General features: G+C 70.6%; 15 protein-coding genes and 1 pseudogene. 15 read left to right on the top strand and 1 reads right to left on the bottom strand.

Annotated elements, in window-relative coordinates; translation table 11 throughout:
* Positions 1-54 precede the first annotated feature (54 nt).
* The 10 genes and pseudogenes from SSMG_RS35925 (at position 55) to folK (ending at position 8,949) form a co-directional block, all read left to right on the top strand.
* Positions 55-1,104 carry a zinc-dependent metalloprotease gene (locus SSMG_RS35925; RefSeq protein ID WP_009084314.1) on the top strand — a complete coding sequence of 350 codons (1,050 nt, stop codon included), beginning with the start codon at positions 55-57 and terminating at the stop codon, positions 1,102-1,104.
* A complete protein-coding gene (gene tilS, locus SSMG_RS44050) occupies positions 1,026-2,072 on the top strand; it encodes a tRNA lysidine(34) synthetase TilS (RefSeq protein WP_009084312.1) in 1,047 nt (348 codons plus the stop codon). The genes SSMG_RS35925 and tilS overlap by 79 nt, the downstream gene beginning before the upstream one ends.
* 3 nt (positions 2,073-2,075) lie before the next feature.
* Positions 2,076-2,630: a hypoxanthine phosphoribosyltransferase gene (hpt, locus tag SSMG_RS35910; protein WP_037369179.1), complete on the top strand. Its 555-nt coding sequence runs from the start codon at positions 2,076-2,078 to the stop codon at positions 2,628-2,630.
* 171 nt (positions 2,631-2,801) lie between these two features.
* Positions 2,802-3,170, top strand: a complete 369-nt coding sequence (locus SSMG_RS35905) for a hypothetical protein (protein ID WP_009084311.1) — start codon at positions 2,802-2,804, stop codon at positions 3,168-3,170.
* Positions 3,171-3,193: 23 nt separating this feature from the next.
* Entirely contained in the window at positions 3,194-4,648 is a 1,455-nt protein-coding gene (locus tag SSMG_RS35900; protein ID WP_009084310.1) for a hypothetical protein, read from the top strand.
* A pseudogene (gene ftsH / locus SSMG_RS35895) lies at positions 4,630-6,222 on the top strand (ATP-dependent zinc metalloprotease FtsH); the annotation flags it as partial. The gene SSMG_RS35900 and the pseudogene ftsH, both read left to right, overlap by 19 nt.
* A gap of 436 nt (positions 6,223-6,658) precedes the next feature.
* Entirely contained in the window at positions 6,659-7,273 is a 615-nt protein-coding gene (folE, locus tag SSMG_RS35890) for a GTP cyclohydrolase I FolE (RefSeq protein WP_009084306.1), read from the top strand.
* A 26-nt stretch (positions 7,274-7,299) separates the two neighbouring features.
* Complete coding sequence (folP, locus tag SSMG_RS35885) at positions 7,300-8,106, top strand: dihydropteroate synthase (RefSeq protein WP_050788356.1); 807 nt, start codon at positions 7,300-7,302, stop codon at positions 8,104-8,106.
* Positions 8,099-8,458: a dihydroneopterin aldolase gene (gene folB, locus SSMG_RS35880; protein WP_009084302.1), complete on the top strand. Its 360-nt coding sequence runs from the start codon at positions 8,099-8,101 to the stop codon at positions 8,456-8,458. The genes folP and folB overlap by 8 nt, the downstream gene beginning before the upstream one ends.
* Positions 8,455-8,949: a 2-amino-4-hydroxy-6-hydroxymethyldihydropteridine diphosphokinase gene (folK, locus tag SSMG_RS35875; protein WP_009084300.1), complete on the top strand. Its 495-nt coding sequence runs from the start codon at positions 8,455-8,457 to the stop codon at positions 8,947-8,949. Before folB ends, folK begins: the two co-directional genes overlap by 4 nt.
* Before the next feature lie 32 nt (positions 8,950-8,981).
* Here folK and SSMG_RS35870 read toward each other — a convergent pair whose 3' ends face one another.
* Entirely contained in the window at positions 8,982-9,920 is a 939-nt protein-coding gene (locus tag SSMG_RS35870) for a MerR family transcriptional regulator (RefSeq protein WP_037715963.1), read from the bottom strand.
* Between the two features lie 70 nt (positions 9,921-9,990).
* Here SSMG_RS35870 and SSMG_RS35865 point away from each other — a divergent pair, with 70 nt between their 5' ends.
* The 5 genes from SSMG_RS35865 (at position 9,991) to panC (ending at position 16,203) form a co-directional block, all read left to right on the top strand.
* Positions 9,991-10,443, top strand: coding sequence for a DUF3180 domain-containing protein (locus SSMG_RS35865; protein WP_009084297.1), 453 nt, complete (start codon positions 9,991-9,993; stop codon positions 10,441-10,443).
* A 69-nt stretch (positions 10,444-10,512) separates the two neighbouring features.
* Complete coding sequence (locus SSMG_RS47845; RefSeq protein ID WP_009084295.1) at positions 10,513-12,393, top strand: DUF6779 domain-containing protein; 1,881 nt, start codon at positions 10,513-10,515, stop codon at positions 12,391-12,393.
* Between the two features lie 568 nt (positions 12,394-12,961).
* A complete protein-coding gene (locus tag SSMG_RS35850; RefSeq protein ID WP_009084293.1) occupies positions 12,962-14,137 on the top strand; it encodes a PrsW family intramembrane metalloprotease in 1,176 nt (391 codons plus the stop codon).
* A 258-nt stretch (positions 14,138-14,395) separates the two neighbouring features.
* Positions 14,396-15,298 carry a Rossmann-like and DUF2520 domain-containing protein gene (locus SSMG_RS35845; protein ID WP_009084289.1) on the top strand — a complete coding sequence of 301 codons (903 nt, stop codon included), beginning with the start codon at positions 14,396-14,398 and terminating at the stop codon, positions 15,296-15,298.
* Positions 15,295-16,203 (top strand): pantoate--beta-alanine ligase, encoded by a 909-nt coding sequence (panC, locus tag SSMG_RS35840; protein WP_009084288.1) that lies wholly within the window; start codon positions 15,295-15,297, stop codon positions 16,201-16,203. The genes SSMG_RS35845 and panC overlap by 4 nt, the downstream gene beginning before the upstream one ends.
* Positions 16,204-16,213: the final 10 nt, after the last annotated feature.

The following is a 16,213-nucleotide window of genomic DNA, read 5'->3' as shown; positions in this document are numbered from 1 at the left end:
AACCCGCTCGGCTGAGCTGCCCACAATCCGCGGCCGGAAGGTAGCGTCGGAGGGGTGAGCCAGGAAACCGAGACCCGACGGCGGCCCATGGTCGACTGGGACCGGGCAGCCGCCACCGGCGCGCTGCTGGTGCGCGGCGGCCCGCAGGTCGCGCGCGGCGAGGCCGACCGCGCGGTGGTCGACCTGCGGGAGCTGACCGCCGAGGCGGAGGGGCACGTCCGCGAGCTGACCGGCCTCGGCCAGGACCTGCCGTTGCTGCCCGGCACCGTGGTCGACCGGCCCGGCTGGGTCCGGTCCGCGGCGTCCGGTCTCGGCGTGCTCACCGGCCGCGCGCTGCCCGCCGCGCAGGGCGGTCCGCTCGGCCCGATCCTGGCGTCCGGCGCGGGCGTGCAGACCGGCTTGCTGCTGGCGTTCCTGGCCTCCCGCGTGCTCGGCCAGTACGACCCGTTCGGCGGCCCGGAGAACAAGGGCGAGCTGCTGCTGGTCGCGCCGAACGTGGTGGCCGCCGAACGCGCGATGAAGGTGCCCTCGCACGATTTCCGGCTGTGGGTCTGCCTGCACGAGTGCACGCACCGGCTGCAGTTCACCGCCGTGCCGTGGCTGCGCGACTACTTCGCCGACGAGGTCGAACGGCTGGTGTCCGGGCTCGCGGAGAGCTCCGCCGAGGGGCTGGCCGAATTGGTCGGCAGGCTGCCCGACGCGCTGCGCAACCGCGGCAAGGGCGGCGGGATCGCGGAACTGCTGCAGTCGCCGAAGCAGCGTTCGGTGTTCGACCGGCTGCTGGCGTTGTCCACGCTGCTGGAAGGCCACGCGGACTACGTGATGGACGCGGTCGGCCCGCAGGTCGTGCCGAGCGTGGAACAGATTCGCGCCCGGTTCACCGCGCGTCGGCAGGGCGGCGGGCTGTTCGACCGGCTGCTGCGCGCGGTGCTCGGTCTCGACGCGAAGATCCGCCAGTACGAGGAAGGCGCGAAGTTCACGCGGCACGTGGTCGACGCGGTCGGCATGGACGGGTTCAACAAGGTGTGGCGCTCGCCGAACACGTTGCCGACCCGCGCCGAGATCGCCGACCCAGCGGCCTGGGTGCGGCGCCTGCACGGGTGAGCGCGCTCGCCGCGGTCCGGACAGCGGTCCGCGATTTCCTTGCGACAGTCGCTGTTCCCGGCGAAGTGTGCGTCGCGGTGTCGGGCGGCGCGGACTCTCTCGCGCTCGCTGAAGCGACGGCGTACGTCCTTCGGCACCGAGACGTCCGTACGCGAGCGCTTGTCGTCGATCATGGTCTTCAGGCCGATTCAGCCGCCGTAGCCAGTGAAGCAGCGACGGTCGTGAAGGGCCTTGGCGTTGACGCCGTGGAAGTGCATGCCGTACACGTCGTCGGCAAAGGCGGTCCCGAAGCAGCCGCGCGCGCCGCGAGGTACCACGCGCTGCGCGAAGCGTTGCCAAACGGCGAAGGGCTCGTACTGCTCGGCCACACGCAAGACGATCAAGCTGAGACAGTGCTGCTCGGTCTGGGCCGCGGCTCTGGACCGCGCTCGCTGGCTGGCATGCGCCCGCACGATCCGCCGTGGGGACGTCCGCTGCTCGGCATCACTCGCGCGCAAACCGTCGCGGCGTGCACAGAACTCGGCCTAGAGCCGTGGCAAGACCCGCACAACGCAGACCCGCGCTTCACCCGCGTACGGCTGCGTACGGAGGCACTGCCGCTCCTGGAGGACGTGCTGTCGGGTGGAGTAGCTCCAGCTTTAGCCCGTACGGCCGCACAACTGCGCGAGGACACCGAGGCGTTGGACACACTCGCCGCGCGCGTACACGAGCGCGCGGTCCGCGAAGACGACCTCGACGTAGCCGTGCTCGCCGCCGAGCCCGCTGCGCTGCGCAGACGGGTTCTCCGCAGGTGGCTGCTGGACTCCGGGGTCCGCGAACTGACCGACGCGCACCTGCGTTCGGTCGACGCGCTAGTGGCCCGTTGGCGGGGTCAGGGCGGGGTGTGGCTGCCGGGCAACTTGGAGGCTCGACGGCGGCGTGGCAGGCTCTCGCTTGCCGGACCCGAACCCACCACCCGAGGGGAATGACGCGTGTACGAGGGCGAGATCGCCTCCGTGCTCATCACCGAGCAGCAGATCAAGGACAAGATCGCGGAGCTGGCGGCGAAGATCGCCGCGGACCACCCGGAAAACGGCCAGGGCGACCTCCTCCTGGTCGGCGTCCTCAAGGGCGCCGTCATGTTCATGACCGACTTCGCGCGGGCGCTTCCGGTGCCGACGCAGCTGGAGTTCATGGCCGTGTCGTCCTACGGGTCTTCGACCTCGTCGTCGGGGGTGGTGCGGATCCTGAAGGACCTCGACCGCGACATCGCCGGGCGCGACGTGCTGATCGTCGAGGACATCGTCGACTCCGGGCTCACCCTGTCCTGGCTGCTGAAGAACCTGGCGAGCCGGAACCCGGCCTCGCTCGAGGTCGTCTCGCTGCTGCGCAAGCCGGAAGCCGTGAAGGTCGAGGTGCCGGTCAAGTACATCGGCTTCGACATCCCCAACGAGTTCGTCGTCGGCTACGGCCTCGACTACGCCGAGCGCTACCGCGACCTGCCCTACATCGGAACGCTCGACCCGCACGTCTACACGTCCGGATAGTCCGGACCAGCACGGTCGGCGGCAATCCTTCCGGATGCGGAACCCGGATGCCCGAAATCGCGTCATAGGGCTCGACCAGGTGCGTTAACCTATGCGAAGACCTATTGCCATGCGGACGAGTGACACCAGCCGACGGGCTGGTCCTCGCGCGGGGGAACGGAGAGAGGGCAGATGGGCAACAACAGCTCGGCGGATGCCGCGGCGTTCAAGAACGCCGCTGTCAACGGCCAGGTCGGAATCGACCCGGATGCCGCGCAGACCGTGCTGAAGAAGATCCGGACCGGGCGGGACGCGATCGAAGCTCTTCTGAACAGCGCGGGCACGCTCGCGCAGCCGCCGAAGCTCGGCGCGAACCCGGTCGGCAAGGCGATGGCGACCAAGTTCGTGCAGCGCGCCGACGGCGGCGGCGATTCCTACTCGTCCGCGCTGCAGAACCTGCTCAGCCAGTACCAGGCAGCGGAGGAAGGCATCGTCGCGGCGATGTCGCGCTACCACGAGTTCGACCAGTCCGCAGGCGACCCGTTCCGCACCAAGGCCTGACGTCCTAGGGGGATCACGCAGTCATGGCACCGAACACCAGCACCTCGGCCCCGGGCGGCTCCGTCCCGGACGGCTCGGGCTACAACACTTCCGGTTACGGCACGTCGTCCTCGGCCCCGGCGCCGGGCTCGACCGTGGCGATGGGCTCGAACCCCGCGGCCAGCGACATCGTCGCGTCGGCGCGCAGCAGCTCCGGCGGCTTCGAGATCGGCGGCGACCGCGCCATCGGCAACCCGCCGAACTGGCAGGCGCAGGAAAGCCACCAGCTCTACGTCGGCGCGACCACGGACAACGACCCGGGCACCGCCGAGTCCACCGGGCAGCACTGGGCCAAGCACGGCACCGAGCTGAAGCAGGCGTCCGACGACCTGTACAACGCGATCACCGAACTGGGCAACGTCTGGGTCGGCCAGGGTGCGGCGGGCGCGCAGGGCGCGCTCGTGGCGATCGCCAACTCGGGCACGCAGGCCTCGGACGCCGCGCACACGATGGCCGACCGGCTCGCCCGCCAGGCCGCCGCGGCCGCCGAGGTCAAGAAGATGCCCGCCCCGCGCGACTACGACCCGAAGCAGGCCATGGCGGCCGCGCTCGCGGGCGGTCCGGCCGCGCTGGCCGCGGACCAGAAGGCGCAGGCGGACGCGGCGAACGACGTCAAGGCGCAGCAGGTCGCGTTCTTCAACGCCTACACCCAGGCGATGAGCGAGGTCGACAGCTCCACCCCGAGCTTCGGCCCGGACTCGCTCGGCATGAAGCCGACGGCGACGCACTTCAACGGCAACTCGTTCAACAACGTCAACGACATCGGCCACACCGACGCTCCGGGCGCGCTCGGCTCCCCGGCCAGCTTCGGCACGGTGGGCGCGCACGGCGCGGTCGGCGGCGCGGGCGTGGCCGGACACGGCGCCCCGGCGCACGTTTCGGCCGACTCGGGCAAGTACGGCACCGCCGGCTTCGAGGGCGGCAGCGGGCTCGCCGCGGGTGCCGGCGTCGGCACCGGTTCCGGCGTCGGCGTCGGCTCGGCTCCGATCGCCTCCGCTCCCGCGAGCACGGGCGGCAGCGGGGTCGGCGCCGCGCTCGGCCTCGGCGCCATCGGCGCGGGAGCCGGGTTCGCCGGCGGCAAGCTCGGCGAGGGCAACCGCAGCGGTTCGCGCAAGGAGGAGGAAGGCAAGACCTCCGCGGCGGCCGAGCACCAGAGCGGGCAGAGCGCCGCGTCGGCGGCCCCGCAGCAGCAGGGCGTCGTCCCGGCGGGCGGCACCATCGGCCAGTCGCAGGGCATGAGCCCGATGGGCGGCATGGGCGGGGCGGGCGCGCACGGCGCCGGCGAAGAGGACGAGGAGCACACGCACGCTTCGTTCCTGCGCAGTTCCCCGGCGGTGCGACCGACGACATCTACAAAGAGCTTCTCGGCGCGAACGTCGACAACCAGGCGAACCATCCGATCAAGTTCACCACCAAGGTCACCCAGCAGAGCCTGCTGACCCAGATCCTGATCTTCGCGATCCCGCTGGCGCTGGTGCTCGGCCTCCTGATGTGGATGATGAACAACGCCCAGGGCGGCGGGAACCGCGTCCTGAACTTCGGCAAGTCGAAGGCGAAGCAGCTCAACAAGGACATGCCGAAGACGACCTTCGGCGACGTCGCGGGCGCGGACGAAGCGGTCGAAGAGCTGTACGAGATCAAGGACTTCCTGCAGAACCCGGCGCGCTACCAGGCGCTCGGCGCGAAGATCCCGAAGGGCGTGCTGCTCTACGGGCCGCCCGGTACTGGTAAGACGCTGCTCGCGCGTGCGGTCGCGGGCGAAGCGGGCGTGCCGTTCTACACGATCTCCGGTTCGGACTTCGTCGAGATGTTCGTCGGCGTCGGCGCTTCCCGGGTCCGCGACCTCTTCGAACAGGCGAAGCAGAACGCGCCGTGCATCATCTTCGTGGACGAGATCGACGCGGTCGGCCGCCAGCGCGGCGCCGGCCTCGGCGGCGGCCACGACGAGCGCGAGCAGACGCTGAACCAGCTGCTGGTCGAGATGGACGGCTTCGACGCCCGCGGCGGCATCATCCTGATCGCGGCCACCAACCGCCCGGACATCCTCGACCCGGCGCTGCTGCGCCCGGGCCGGTTCGACCGGCAGATCCCGGTGTCCGCGCCGGACCTGCTCGGCCGCAAGGCGATTCTCGAGGTGCACGCCAAGGGCAAGCCGATCGCGCAGGGCACTGACCTGACCGGGCTGGCCAAGCGCACCGTCGGCATGTCCGGTGCGGACCTGGCCAACGTGCTGAACGAGGCCGCGCTGCTCACCGCCCGCGAGAACGGGCACGTGATCACCGACGCCGCGCTCGAGGAATCGGTCGACCGCGTGGTCGGCGGTCCCGCGCGCAAGAGCCGGATCATCTCCGAGAAGGAGAAGAAGATCACCGCCTACCACGAGGGCGGGCACGCGCTCGCCGCGTGGGCGATGCCGGACATCGAACCGGTGTACAAGCTGACGATCCTGCCTCGCGGCCGCACCGGCGGGCACGCGCTGCTGGTGCCCGAGGACGACAAGCAGCTGATGACCCGGTCGGAGATGATCGGCCGGCTGGTGTTCGCGATGGGCGGCCGCACGGCCGAGGAGCTCGTGTTCCACGAGCCCACCACCGGAGCGTCGTCGGACATCGAGCAGGCGACGAAGATCGCCCGCGCGATGGTCACCGAATACGGCATGAGCGCGCGGCTGGGCGCGGTGAAGTACGGCCAGGAGCAGGGCGACCCGTTCCTCGGCCGGTCCGCGGGCCGCCAGGCCGACTACTCGCTCGAGGTGGCGCACGAGATCGACGAGGAGGTGCGCAAGCTCATCGAGACCGCGCACACCGAGGCGTGGCACGTGCTGAACACCTACCGCGACGTGCTCGACAACCTGGTCATGGAGCTGCTGGAGAAGGAAACGCTGCAGCGCAAGGACCTCGAGCGGATCTTCGCGACGGTCGAGAAGCGCCCGCACATCACCGTCTTCAACGAGTTCGGCGAGCGCACGCCGTCGGACAAGCCGCCGATCAAGACCCCGGGCGAGCTGGCGATGGAACGCGGCGAGCCGTGGCCCCCGCCCGCTCCGGAGAAGGAAAAGCCCGCTCTGCAGCCCGCTCCGACCCCGGTCGGCACGGCCCCGGGCGCGGGCGAACTGCCCGGCGGCCCGCCGTACCAGGCTCCGGACCCGAACGCGAACCCGTACGCCCCGCCGCCGAACGGCGGCCGTCCGGGCGGGCCGAACGGCCGCTGGGGCCAGCCGTATGGTGGTCAGCAGCAGCCGGGCGGTCCGGCAGGCGGCGGCTACCAGCCCGGTGGCCCGGGCGGTGCGCAGAGCGGGCCGCCGAACTACGGGGCGCCTCCGGGCTGGACCCCGGCGACGTCCCCGGGCGGCCAGCAGCCGTGGCGCCCCGCCGAAGACCGTCCGCGTGAGCAGGGCTGGTTCGCCGACGGCGCGAACGGCCAGCAGCCGGACGAGGGGCAGCATCGGCGTGACGTCGACGGATCAGACAAGCAGTAAAGACGGCATCCGCCCGGTCTTCGATCAGGACCGGGCGGAGCGCGCCGTTCGCGAGCTGCTGCTCGCCTGCGGCGAAGACCCGGATCGGGACGGTCTCCAGGACACCCCGGCCCGGGTCGCTCGCGCTTACCAGGAGATGTTCGCCGGCCTCTACACCGATCCGGACGAGGTGCTGGCGCGGACGTTCGACGAATCGCACGAGGAACTCGTGCTCGTCACGGACATCCCGATGTACTCCAACTGCGAACACCACCTCCTCCCCTTCCATGGCGTAGCCCACGTCGGCTACATCCCGAACGGCGAGGGCAAGGTCACCGGGCTGTCGAAGCTCGCCCGGCTGGTGGACCTCTACGCTCGCCGCCCGCAGGTGCAGGAGCGGCTCACCTCGCAGATCGCCGACGCGCTGGACCGGAAGCTGGAGCCGCGCGGCGTGATCGTGGTCATCGAGGCCGAGCATCTGTGCATGTCGGTGCGCGGAATCCGCAAACCGGGTTCGCGGACCACCACGTCGGCGGTGCGCGGGATGCTGCGGTCGTCGGCGACGTCGCGGGCCGAGGCGATCGAGCTGATCCGGGGGCGTCGGTGATCCCCCGGCCGGGGCGGTGCGCCGTGATGGGCGTGCTGAACGTGACACCGGATTCGTTCTCCGACGGCGGCCGCTACCTCGATCTCGACCAGGCGCTGGAGCACGCGCGCGAAATGTGGGCGCGCGGTGCGGACCTGATCGACGTCGGCGGCGAGTCGACGCGGCCGGGCGCCTCGCGGGTCGACGCGGAGACCGAGGCCGCGCGCGTCTTGCCGGTGATCCGCCAGCTGGCTTCCGAAGGCGTCGTGCTGTCCGTCGACACCACGCGGGCCGCGGTCGCGGAGGCGGCGGTGGCGGCTGGGGCGAAGGTGATCAACGACGTGTCCGGCGGGCTCGCCGATCCGGCGATGGGGCGGGTCGCGGCGGAAACCAAGGCTCCCTGGGTGCTGATGCACTGGCGCGGGCACAGCAAGGACATGAACGCGCTGGCCACGTACACCGACGTCGTCGCCGAAGTGCGCGGCGAGCTGCTGCAGCGGGTCGACGAGGCGATCGCGGCCGGGGTCGCCGAAAGCGAGATCGTGCTCGACCCCGGTCTCGGGTTCGCGAAGCACGCCGAGCACGACTGGGCGTTGCTGCACGGGCTGGATTCGTTGCTGCAGCTGGGTTTCCCGGTTTTGGTGGGCGCTTCGCGCAAACGCTTCCTCGGCCGGTTGCTGGCCGGGAAGGACGGCGTGCCGAGGCCGCCGGACGGACGCGAGGTCGCCACGGCGTCGATCTCGGCGCTGGCCGCGGCGGCGGGTGCTTGGGGCGTGCGGGTGCACGAGGTGGGGGCTTCACTGGACGCCGTGGCGGTGGCCGCGGCCTGGCAGCAAGGACGGGCCGATGGCTGACCGCATCACGCTCACGGGTCTGCGCGTGTTCGGCCGACATGGCGTCTTCGACCACGAGAAGCGCGACGGACAGGAATTCGGCGTCGACATCGTCGCGTGGCTCGACCTCGGGCCTGCCGCGGCGTCGGACGACCTGACCAAGACGCTGCACTACGGCGAGCTGGCCGAATTGGCGGCCGGGATCGTCGCCGGGGAGCCGTACGACCTGATCGAGAGCGTCGCCGGGAAGATCGCCGACGAGGTCATGCGCGACGACCGGCTGACCGCCGTCGAGGTCACCGTGCACAAGCCGTCCGCGCCGATTCCGCTGACCTTCGACGACGTCGCGGTCACCGTCCGGCGGGAGCGGTGAGCCGCGCGGTCCTGTCGCTGGGCTCCAACCTCGGCGACCGGCTCGGTTACCTGCGCAGCGCGGTCGACGCGGTGCGCCCGGCGCTCGTCGCGGTGTCCGGCGTGTACGAGACGAAAGCCTGGGGCGTCGAGGACCAGCCGGATTTCCTGAACGCGCTGTGCGTCGTCGACGACCCGGCGCGAGACCACTGGGCGTGGCTGCGCGCCGGGCAGGCGGCCGAACAGGCGGCGGGCCGGGTGCGCGAACTGCGCTGGGGCCCGCGCACGCTGGACGTCGACGTAGTGACAGTGCAGGGCGTCACGTCGGACGATCCGGAACTGCTGCTGCCGCATCCCGGGACCCCGGACCGGGCGAGCGTGCTGATCCCGTGGCTCGAGATCGACCCGGACGCCGAGGTTCCCGGGCGCGGCCGGGCCGCCGACCTGCTCGCCCGGCTGCCGGAGGCTGACCGGGCGGGCGTTGTCCTGCGGCCCGACCTGACCTTGTCGTGAGTGCTTAGGCCGGTGCTAACCGGTGCCGGCGCTCACGAGGCCCGCAGCGCCGCCAGCAGGAACTGCACTTCTTCCTGGCGGCTGGGGATCGCGGGCCAGCCGTTGATGGTCGCGAGCAGCTGCCAGTACCGCTCGGCGCGCGGATCCGCCCCGACGGCGATTCCGTCGGCCATCCGGTAACGGACCGCCGGGTCGGCCGGGTCCTGGTCGGGGCGGGCCGAAGCGGTCGCGACCGCGTCCGCCAGCGCCCGTCCCGCCGGGGAGTCCGGCGCGTGGCCCGCGTCGAGCGCGGACCGGGCGTCGGTCATCCAGGCGCCCCAGTTCTCCTGCTGGGCCTTCGTCGGCTGCTCGTATTCGCCCGCTTCCCGCGTGGCCGAATGCCGTTCGCTCATCGTGCGGACGGACTGCCGGAAGTCCGGGTCCTGCACGAGTTCGGCGAATTCGATCCAGGCCTCGAGCTGCTCCGGCGCCGGATCATCCGGAAGATCCGGTTTCGCCGATTGCATTCGCGCGTAGAACTCGGGGTCGACCTCGAGCCCGTCCATCATTTCGGCCCAGAACTCGTCGACCAGACGGCGGCGTTCCTCGTCCGGCATTTGGGCGATGCGATTCATCAGTTTCACTTCCTCCAGCTCGGAATCCCGTTTCAGCACCGCGCGCAATACCGCGCGGCGCAGCCGCAACCGCCGGATCTGCTCGTCGAGGGCGTCGACGTGGCTCGTCGCCAGGTCGCGCACCGTCGTCTCGCGCGCCAGTGCGCGGGACACGTCCGGCAGGCCGATGCCCAGCTCGCGCAGCGTCCGCACCAGCTCCAGCCGGGCGAGCGCGTGCGCGTCGTACAGCCGGTAGCCGGCGCCGGTCCGCTGCGTGGGCGGGAGCAGGCCCTCGTCGGAGTAGAACCGGATGGTCTTCACCGGCAGCCCGGTGCGCCGGGAGAGTTCGCCGATCGTGAAGACCGTGGTGGCAGGCATGTCAGGCATCGTGGAGTCTCCAGTCGCTGGAGAGTCAAGCGTGCCAGAACGGGCTCGGTACGGTGGAGTCATGCACTTCACGCGGTCCCGGGACCTGGTCGTGGCCGCGGTCCTCGGCCTCGCCGTGGTCTACGTGCTGTTCCAGGCCGCTTACGGCGACCTGCCGCGGCTGCCCTTGCTCGCCGGCGTGACCTTCGCGGTGCTCGCGGTCGCCGAGGCGGGGCTGGCGCTCTCGATCCGGTCGCGGATCAAGTCCGGCCGGGTGCACGGCAACGCGGTCGGGATCGCCAGGGCGGTGGCGCTGGCGAAGGCGTCGTCGCTGGCCGGGGCGTTTCTCGGCGGCGGCTGGCTGGCCGCGTTCCTCTACGCCTTCCCGCGACGTGACGAACTCGTCGCCGCGGTCTCCGACAGCAAGTCGGCGATCGTCGGGGCGGTGTCGTCGGCGCTGCTCGTAGCTGCCGGTTTGTGGCTCGAGCACTGCTGCCGGACGCCGCCGGAGGACCGAAGGACGACGACCGGTTAACGCTTCGAGGGCGCCGCTCGAAGTACCGACTAGGTCTCATTCGGATCACCAGAAGGTACGGTGTCAGGCATGACTGGCGTGGGTGACGACTCGCACGGCCGCCGCCCTGGCAGGCCGTGGCTTGTCGTCGGATTGCTCCTCGCCGTCGGCGCCACCCTCGCATTGGTGCTCAGCGACGACCTCCGGTACCTCCGGCTCGGGATCGTCGCGGCGCTCTGGGCTGCCCTGATCGGCGCCTTCCTGGCTGTCCGGGCCCGCAAGAACGCGGCGCACAGCGAGGACGCGGTCGCCGAGGCGCAGGCGGTATACGAACTCGAGCTGGAACGCGAGATCGCGGCCCGGCGGGAGTACGAACTCGAACTCGAAACGGAAGCGCGCGAGGCCGCGCAGGCACAATCGCGAGAAGAATTGGATGCGCTGCGTGCCGAAGTGGCTGCGCTCCGCGAAAGCCTGCAATCGCTGTTCGGCGGCGAAGTGCTGCTCGAACGCGTCGCGCTCACCGCGCAGGCGACCCGGATGCGCTCGCTGAACGACGACCAGCGGCTCGTTTCGGCCGGTTCCGAGTCGAAGAACGGGAATGGCAAGAAACCGGCTCAGCTGCTCGCTCCGAAGAAGCCGACGGTCGATGTTCCGGAGCGGCCGACCGAATTCATGGACCGGGTGCTCGACGCTGCTCCCGCGGAACGTCGGCGGGCACCGGCGAATGGGACCGCGAAGACCAATGGGACTTCCGGCGCGAACGGTTCGAGCAGTGCCGGATTGAACGGTTCCGGGCCGAATGGCGACCGGTCGACGCAATTGCGCACTCAGCAGATGCCGCGGCTCAAGCCGAAGCGGCCGGAACCGCCTGCCGAGCCGGAGCCGTTCGAGGACGAGGTCGAGGCCGACGGTCCCGCTCCGCGGGGCGGCCGGGATTCCCGGGCCAATCTGGCGGAGGCGTTCGTGCCCCGGAGCGAGCCGGGTCCGCACGAGGGGCGGGCGAGCGTGGCGGATGCTTTCGCCGCGCGTGAGCCGCGGAACGGGGCGGCGGAATCGCATGGCGGGCGGCCTGTGCGCGGGGGTGCGCCGGAGCCCAAGGTCGCGGCTCGTGGGGGTGCGCCGAAGCCGCGCGGGGAGCGGCCGCCGGAGCCGTATGAGAAGCCTCGCGGGGAGCGGGTGCCGGAGCCGTATGAGGCTGAGCGTCGTTCTGCCGGAGATTCTGGGGCGCATGTTGTTCCGGAGCCTTTTGAGCAGAAGAGTGCTGCGGCGCGCAATGTGACTGAGCCGTTGCCTCGGGAGGCTGAGCGGGTTCGGGAGGCGCGGGCTCCGCGGGCGCAGAAGGATGCGCCGCGGGTTGATGCGCAGCCGACTCGGACTGTTGCGCCGGTGAGTCAGCCGGAGCCGCCGGTTAAGCCCGTGAAGCCGGTTGCTCCGGTGGATTCGGTGAAGGAGGAACGGCCGGTGCCTCGGTTGGCGGCGCGGCCTGCTCCGCAGCGGGCGGAAGCTGTTGAGCGGACTGCGGTTTCCGCTCCGGTTGAACCTGCTCGGCATGCTGAGCCTGCTTCCGGCGAGGCGGGTTCGGAGAAGGAAGCCGCGGCGGAGGCGCCGGCTCGGGCGCCTTCTCGGTTGGAGCAGTTCTCTCGGTCGGATTTGTCGCCGTTGGCTGAGGACACGCCTACTGGGCGGCATGGGGCTCCGGGGTCGGACGCGGTCAATCCGACGTTGCCGGAGGCGGTGCGGAGTTCGGTCACCAGTGGGACTGGGGGGCGTCGGCGGCGGCCTGAGGCTGCTCCTGCTCCCTCGTCCGGGGGGCGGCGGAGGCGGCCGGAGGGGGAGCCTCCGGCTTGGGAGGCTCCTGCTGAGGAGGCGGCTTCCGGGCATCATGCTTCGGGGCGGTCGGTTACGGAATTGCTTGCGGCCAATGGGAAGACGGACGGGAGTCCTCGGCGGCGGCGTCGGGCTGAGGATTGAGGGTTCGGTCGGCTCGTCGCCCTGGCGGGCGACATTGCTGGTGATCTGGGTTGCGTGGGGCACCCCGATTTTTGATTGTGCTGACGGTTCGGGGGTGCTTGTCAAGGCGGGAAAGATGCCTTGACAAGCACCCCCGAACCGCAGGGCGGCTTTGTATCGGGGTTGGGGGAGGGGTGGGTGCCCCCGGTGGTTGGGTGCAGCGGCGGCGGTTTGTTGCGCGGCTTGGGGGTCGCTGCGTTGGGCGGAGCGGGGAGCGCCCCAATGTGGCATTGGGTGCATGTGACGCACCCAATGTGGCGTTCGGTGCGTCTGGCGCAACCAATGTGGCATTGGGGCGCATCTCGGCGGCGTCGGCGGGGAGCGGTCTGTGAAGGGCTCCTTGAGGGAATCTAATTCCCTCAAGGAGCCCTTCACGTCCGGCGAGAGGGTCGTGAGGGGAACCCTGAGGGACTCTGAGTTCGTGAGGGTGGCCCTCACGGACGGGGGGGCGAGCATCACATCGCGCGGAGGGCTGAACCGGGTACGTCCAACCGGCATCTTGTGGGGGGCCTGCGTATGGTGACCGCTCGTGAACGGCACCCTTTCCGCCACGCCGCCGGGTTCTGCGTCCACGGCCTCTCGTTCGCGGCATATCACCGTGCTCCTTCCGGTGCTCGGGTTGATCGTCGTGGCGTTGTGCGGGCTTTTTCTCTTCGGGCTCGCCACTGCGCGCGTGGGGTGGCTGGCGGTCGCGATCGGGGTGGTCGCGGCGTTGGTGCCGGTCGGTGTGGTGGTCGCGGGGCTGCTCTGGGTTGATCGGTGGGAGCCCGAGCCGGCCAAGTTGCTCTTGATCGCATTTGCTTGGGGCGCTTGCATTGCCACCGTCACCGCCTTGTTGATCAACACTGGGGCCGAGGCGTTCGGTGACCTGCTTCTCGGCGGGGGCAACGGCAGCAAGGTGAGCACGCTCGTCTCCGCGCCGCTGGTCGAGGAAGCCGCGAAGGGCGTCTTTGTCCTTTTGATCTTCTGGCGGCGCAACGAGGAGTTCGACGGGATCGTCGACGGGGTCGTCTACGCGGGCTTCGCGGCCGCTGGGTTCGCCTTTACCGAGAACATCTATTACTTCGGCCGCGCGTTCGCTGACCACGGCTTCGGCGACGGCGCCAACTCGGGGGTGCTCGCCGCTTTCCTCGTGCGGGGTGTGCTTTCGCCGTTCACGCATCCGTTGTTCACCGCGATGACCGGCATCGGGTTCGGGATCGCGGCTCGGTACGCGCAGCGGTGGGTTCGGATTCTCGCGCCGCTGGCCGGGTATCTCGCCGGGGTCTTCCTGCACGCGCTCTGGAACGCGGCGGCGACGCTCAACGGCGGGAAGTCGTTCCTCACGCTGTATTTCCTCGTCATTTTGCCGCTGCTGATCGCCGCGATCTACGTGATCGTGTTGCAGCGGCGGCGGGAGCAGCGGATTGTCGCCGCCGCGTTGCCGAAGATGGCGGCTGCGCGGTGGATCGCGCCGTCGGAGATCGAATTGCTCGCCAGTTTGCCTGGGCGGCGGCAATGGCGGAAGCAGGCGCGCAAGCAGTCCGGGCGGGCGGCGGCACGGGCGGTCGGGCGATATCAGGCGAGCGTGACCGAACTCGCATTCCTTCGGCGTACCCGGTTGCGCACCGAGCAGGACCGGCAGCGGCAGGAAGAGTTGCTGCAGGCACTGCGGCAAGCGCGCGCGGACGCGGTGCGATTGGCCAACAATCGCGACAGTCGGTGAACATTCCCCGTCCGGGGTAGCTCGACCGTGCCAAAAGTGGCGTCCCACCGGGGGATTCGGGCTCCTGCGGACCGCGAGAAGCCGAACGCCAATAAGGTACGGGCGCGATGGGGCGCCCGGGTGAAGCTGGTCACCCAGGCACCGCGATCCGGCCGGGTCGGGGCTACTCTCGCGCCGTCGTCTGGTACCCGCGACGAAAGAGCGGGACTGGAACGAACATGAGGAGTTTCGAGCCATGAGCGTCCACAGGCGCACGCCATGAACCGACCGGCCCGCCTTGCCGTGGGCGTCGTTTCCGCCGGCCGCGTGGGCAGTGTCCTCGGCGCGGCATTGGCCAGGGCAGGCCACACCGTAGTCGCCGCTTCGGGCCTGTCCGCGGCCTCGCTGAACCGCGCGGAACGGCTGCTGCCGGGTGTCCCCTTGCTGCCGCCCGACGAGGTCGTGCGCAGAGCCGATCTCGTTTTGCTCGCGTTGCCGGACGACGCGCTCGCCGGCACGGTCCGTGGTCTGGTCGCTACGAATTCGGTACGCGCGGGCCAGATCGTCGTGCACACCTCGGGCGCGCACGGCATCGACGTGCTGGCCCCGGTCGCGGAAGCCGGTGCGCTGCCGCTCGCGTTGCATCCGGTGCTCACCTTCACCGGCCGCGAGGAGGACCTGGAACGTCTTGTCGCGGCGAGCATCGGCGTCACCGCGGCGCCGGACGACGACGCGGCGTGGAACGTCGGCGAGGCGCTCGCCGTCGAGATGGGCGCCGAACCGGTGCGGGTGCCCGAATCCGCGCGGGCGCTGTACCACGCGGCGCTGGCGCACGGCGCTAATCACCTGATGACGCTGGTCGCCGACTGCACCGAAACCCTGCGCGACGCCGGAATCGGGCATCCGGAACGACTCGTCGCACCGCTGCTTTCGGCGGCATTGGACAATGTCCTTCGCCACGGGGACCGCGCCCTCACCGGACCGGTTCCGCGTGGTGATCTCGGCACCGTCCGCAAGCACCTCGACGTGCTCGCGGACCGGGCGCCGCAGATCGCCCCGGCCTACCGGGCGCTGGCCCGGCGCACGGCGCAGCGGTCTCGCGCCGCCGGCCTGCTCGATCCCGCGGCCGCGGGCGAACTGACCGATCTTCTCGCCGACCCCGCCGAAGGACAGACCCCGTGACGACACCGAAATTCCAGCGCGGAACGCTCAACACGTTCCAGCCGCCCGAGCACGTCAGCAAGGTGAGCCAGGCGCTGCGCAGTGTGGGCCGGAAGGTCGCGCTCGTGCCCACCATGGGCGCGCTGCACGACGGCCACCGCGAACTGCTGCGCCGCGCGAAGCGGCTGCCGAACACCGTCGTCGCCGCGTCGATCTTCGTGAACCCCTTGCAGTTCGGCGAGGGCGAGGACTTCGAGGCGTACCCGCGCCAGCTCGAAGCCGACTTGGCGACCTTGGCCGAGGCGGGCGTCGAACTGGCCTTCACGCCGAAGGCCTCGGACCTGTACGCGGACAACGCGATGATCACCGTGAACCCCGGCCCGCTCGGCGACGAACTCGAGGGAGCCGTCCGGCCCGGGCATTTCTCCGGGGTGCTGACGGTCGTCGCGAAGCTGTTCAACCTGCTGCGCCCGGATTACGCGTTCTTCGGGGAGAAGGACTACCAGCAGCTGGTGCTGATCAAGCGGATGGTGGCGGACCTGAACATCGACACCCGCGTCATCGGGGTGCCGACGGTCCGGGAGCGGGACGGTCTCGCGCTGTCCTCGCGCAACGTCTACCTGACGCCGGAACAACGGGAAGACGCCGTGGTGCTGTCGGCCGCTTTGTCGGCCGGGGCGCACGTCGGGCGGGACGGGGCGGACGCCGTGCTGGAAATGGCGCGGAAGACGCTCGCGGCCCGTCCCCAGGTGGAAGTGGATTATCTGGAATTGAGGGGAACCGATTTGGGGCCGGCGCCCGTCGACGGAGAGGCGCGGTTGCTGGTCGCTGCCCGGGTGGGGAGTACCCGGTTGATCGACAACGCGGGAGTGCTGCTCGGAAAAGCCGTGGAACATCCGAGCGGGGATCCGGACGCAGGGGAATAGGGAGAGTCCA

The sequence above is a fragment of the Streptomyces sp. AA4 genome (assembly GCF_000158875.1).
Taxonomy (GTDB): Bacteria; Actinomycetota; Actinomycetes; order Mycobacteriales; family Pseudonocardiaceae; genus Amycolatopsis.
The sequence above is the reverse complement of the archived record's forward strand: the minus strand, read 5'-3'. Positions and strand labels throughout refer to the sequence as shown.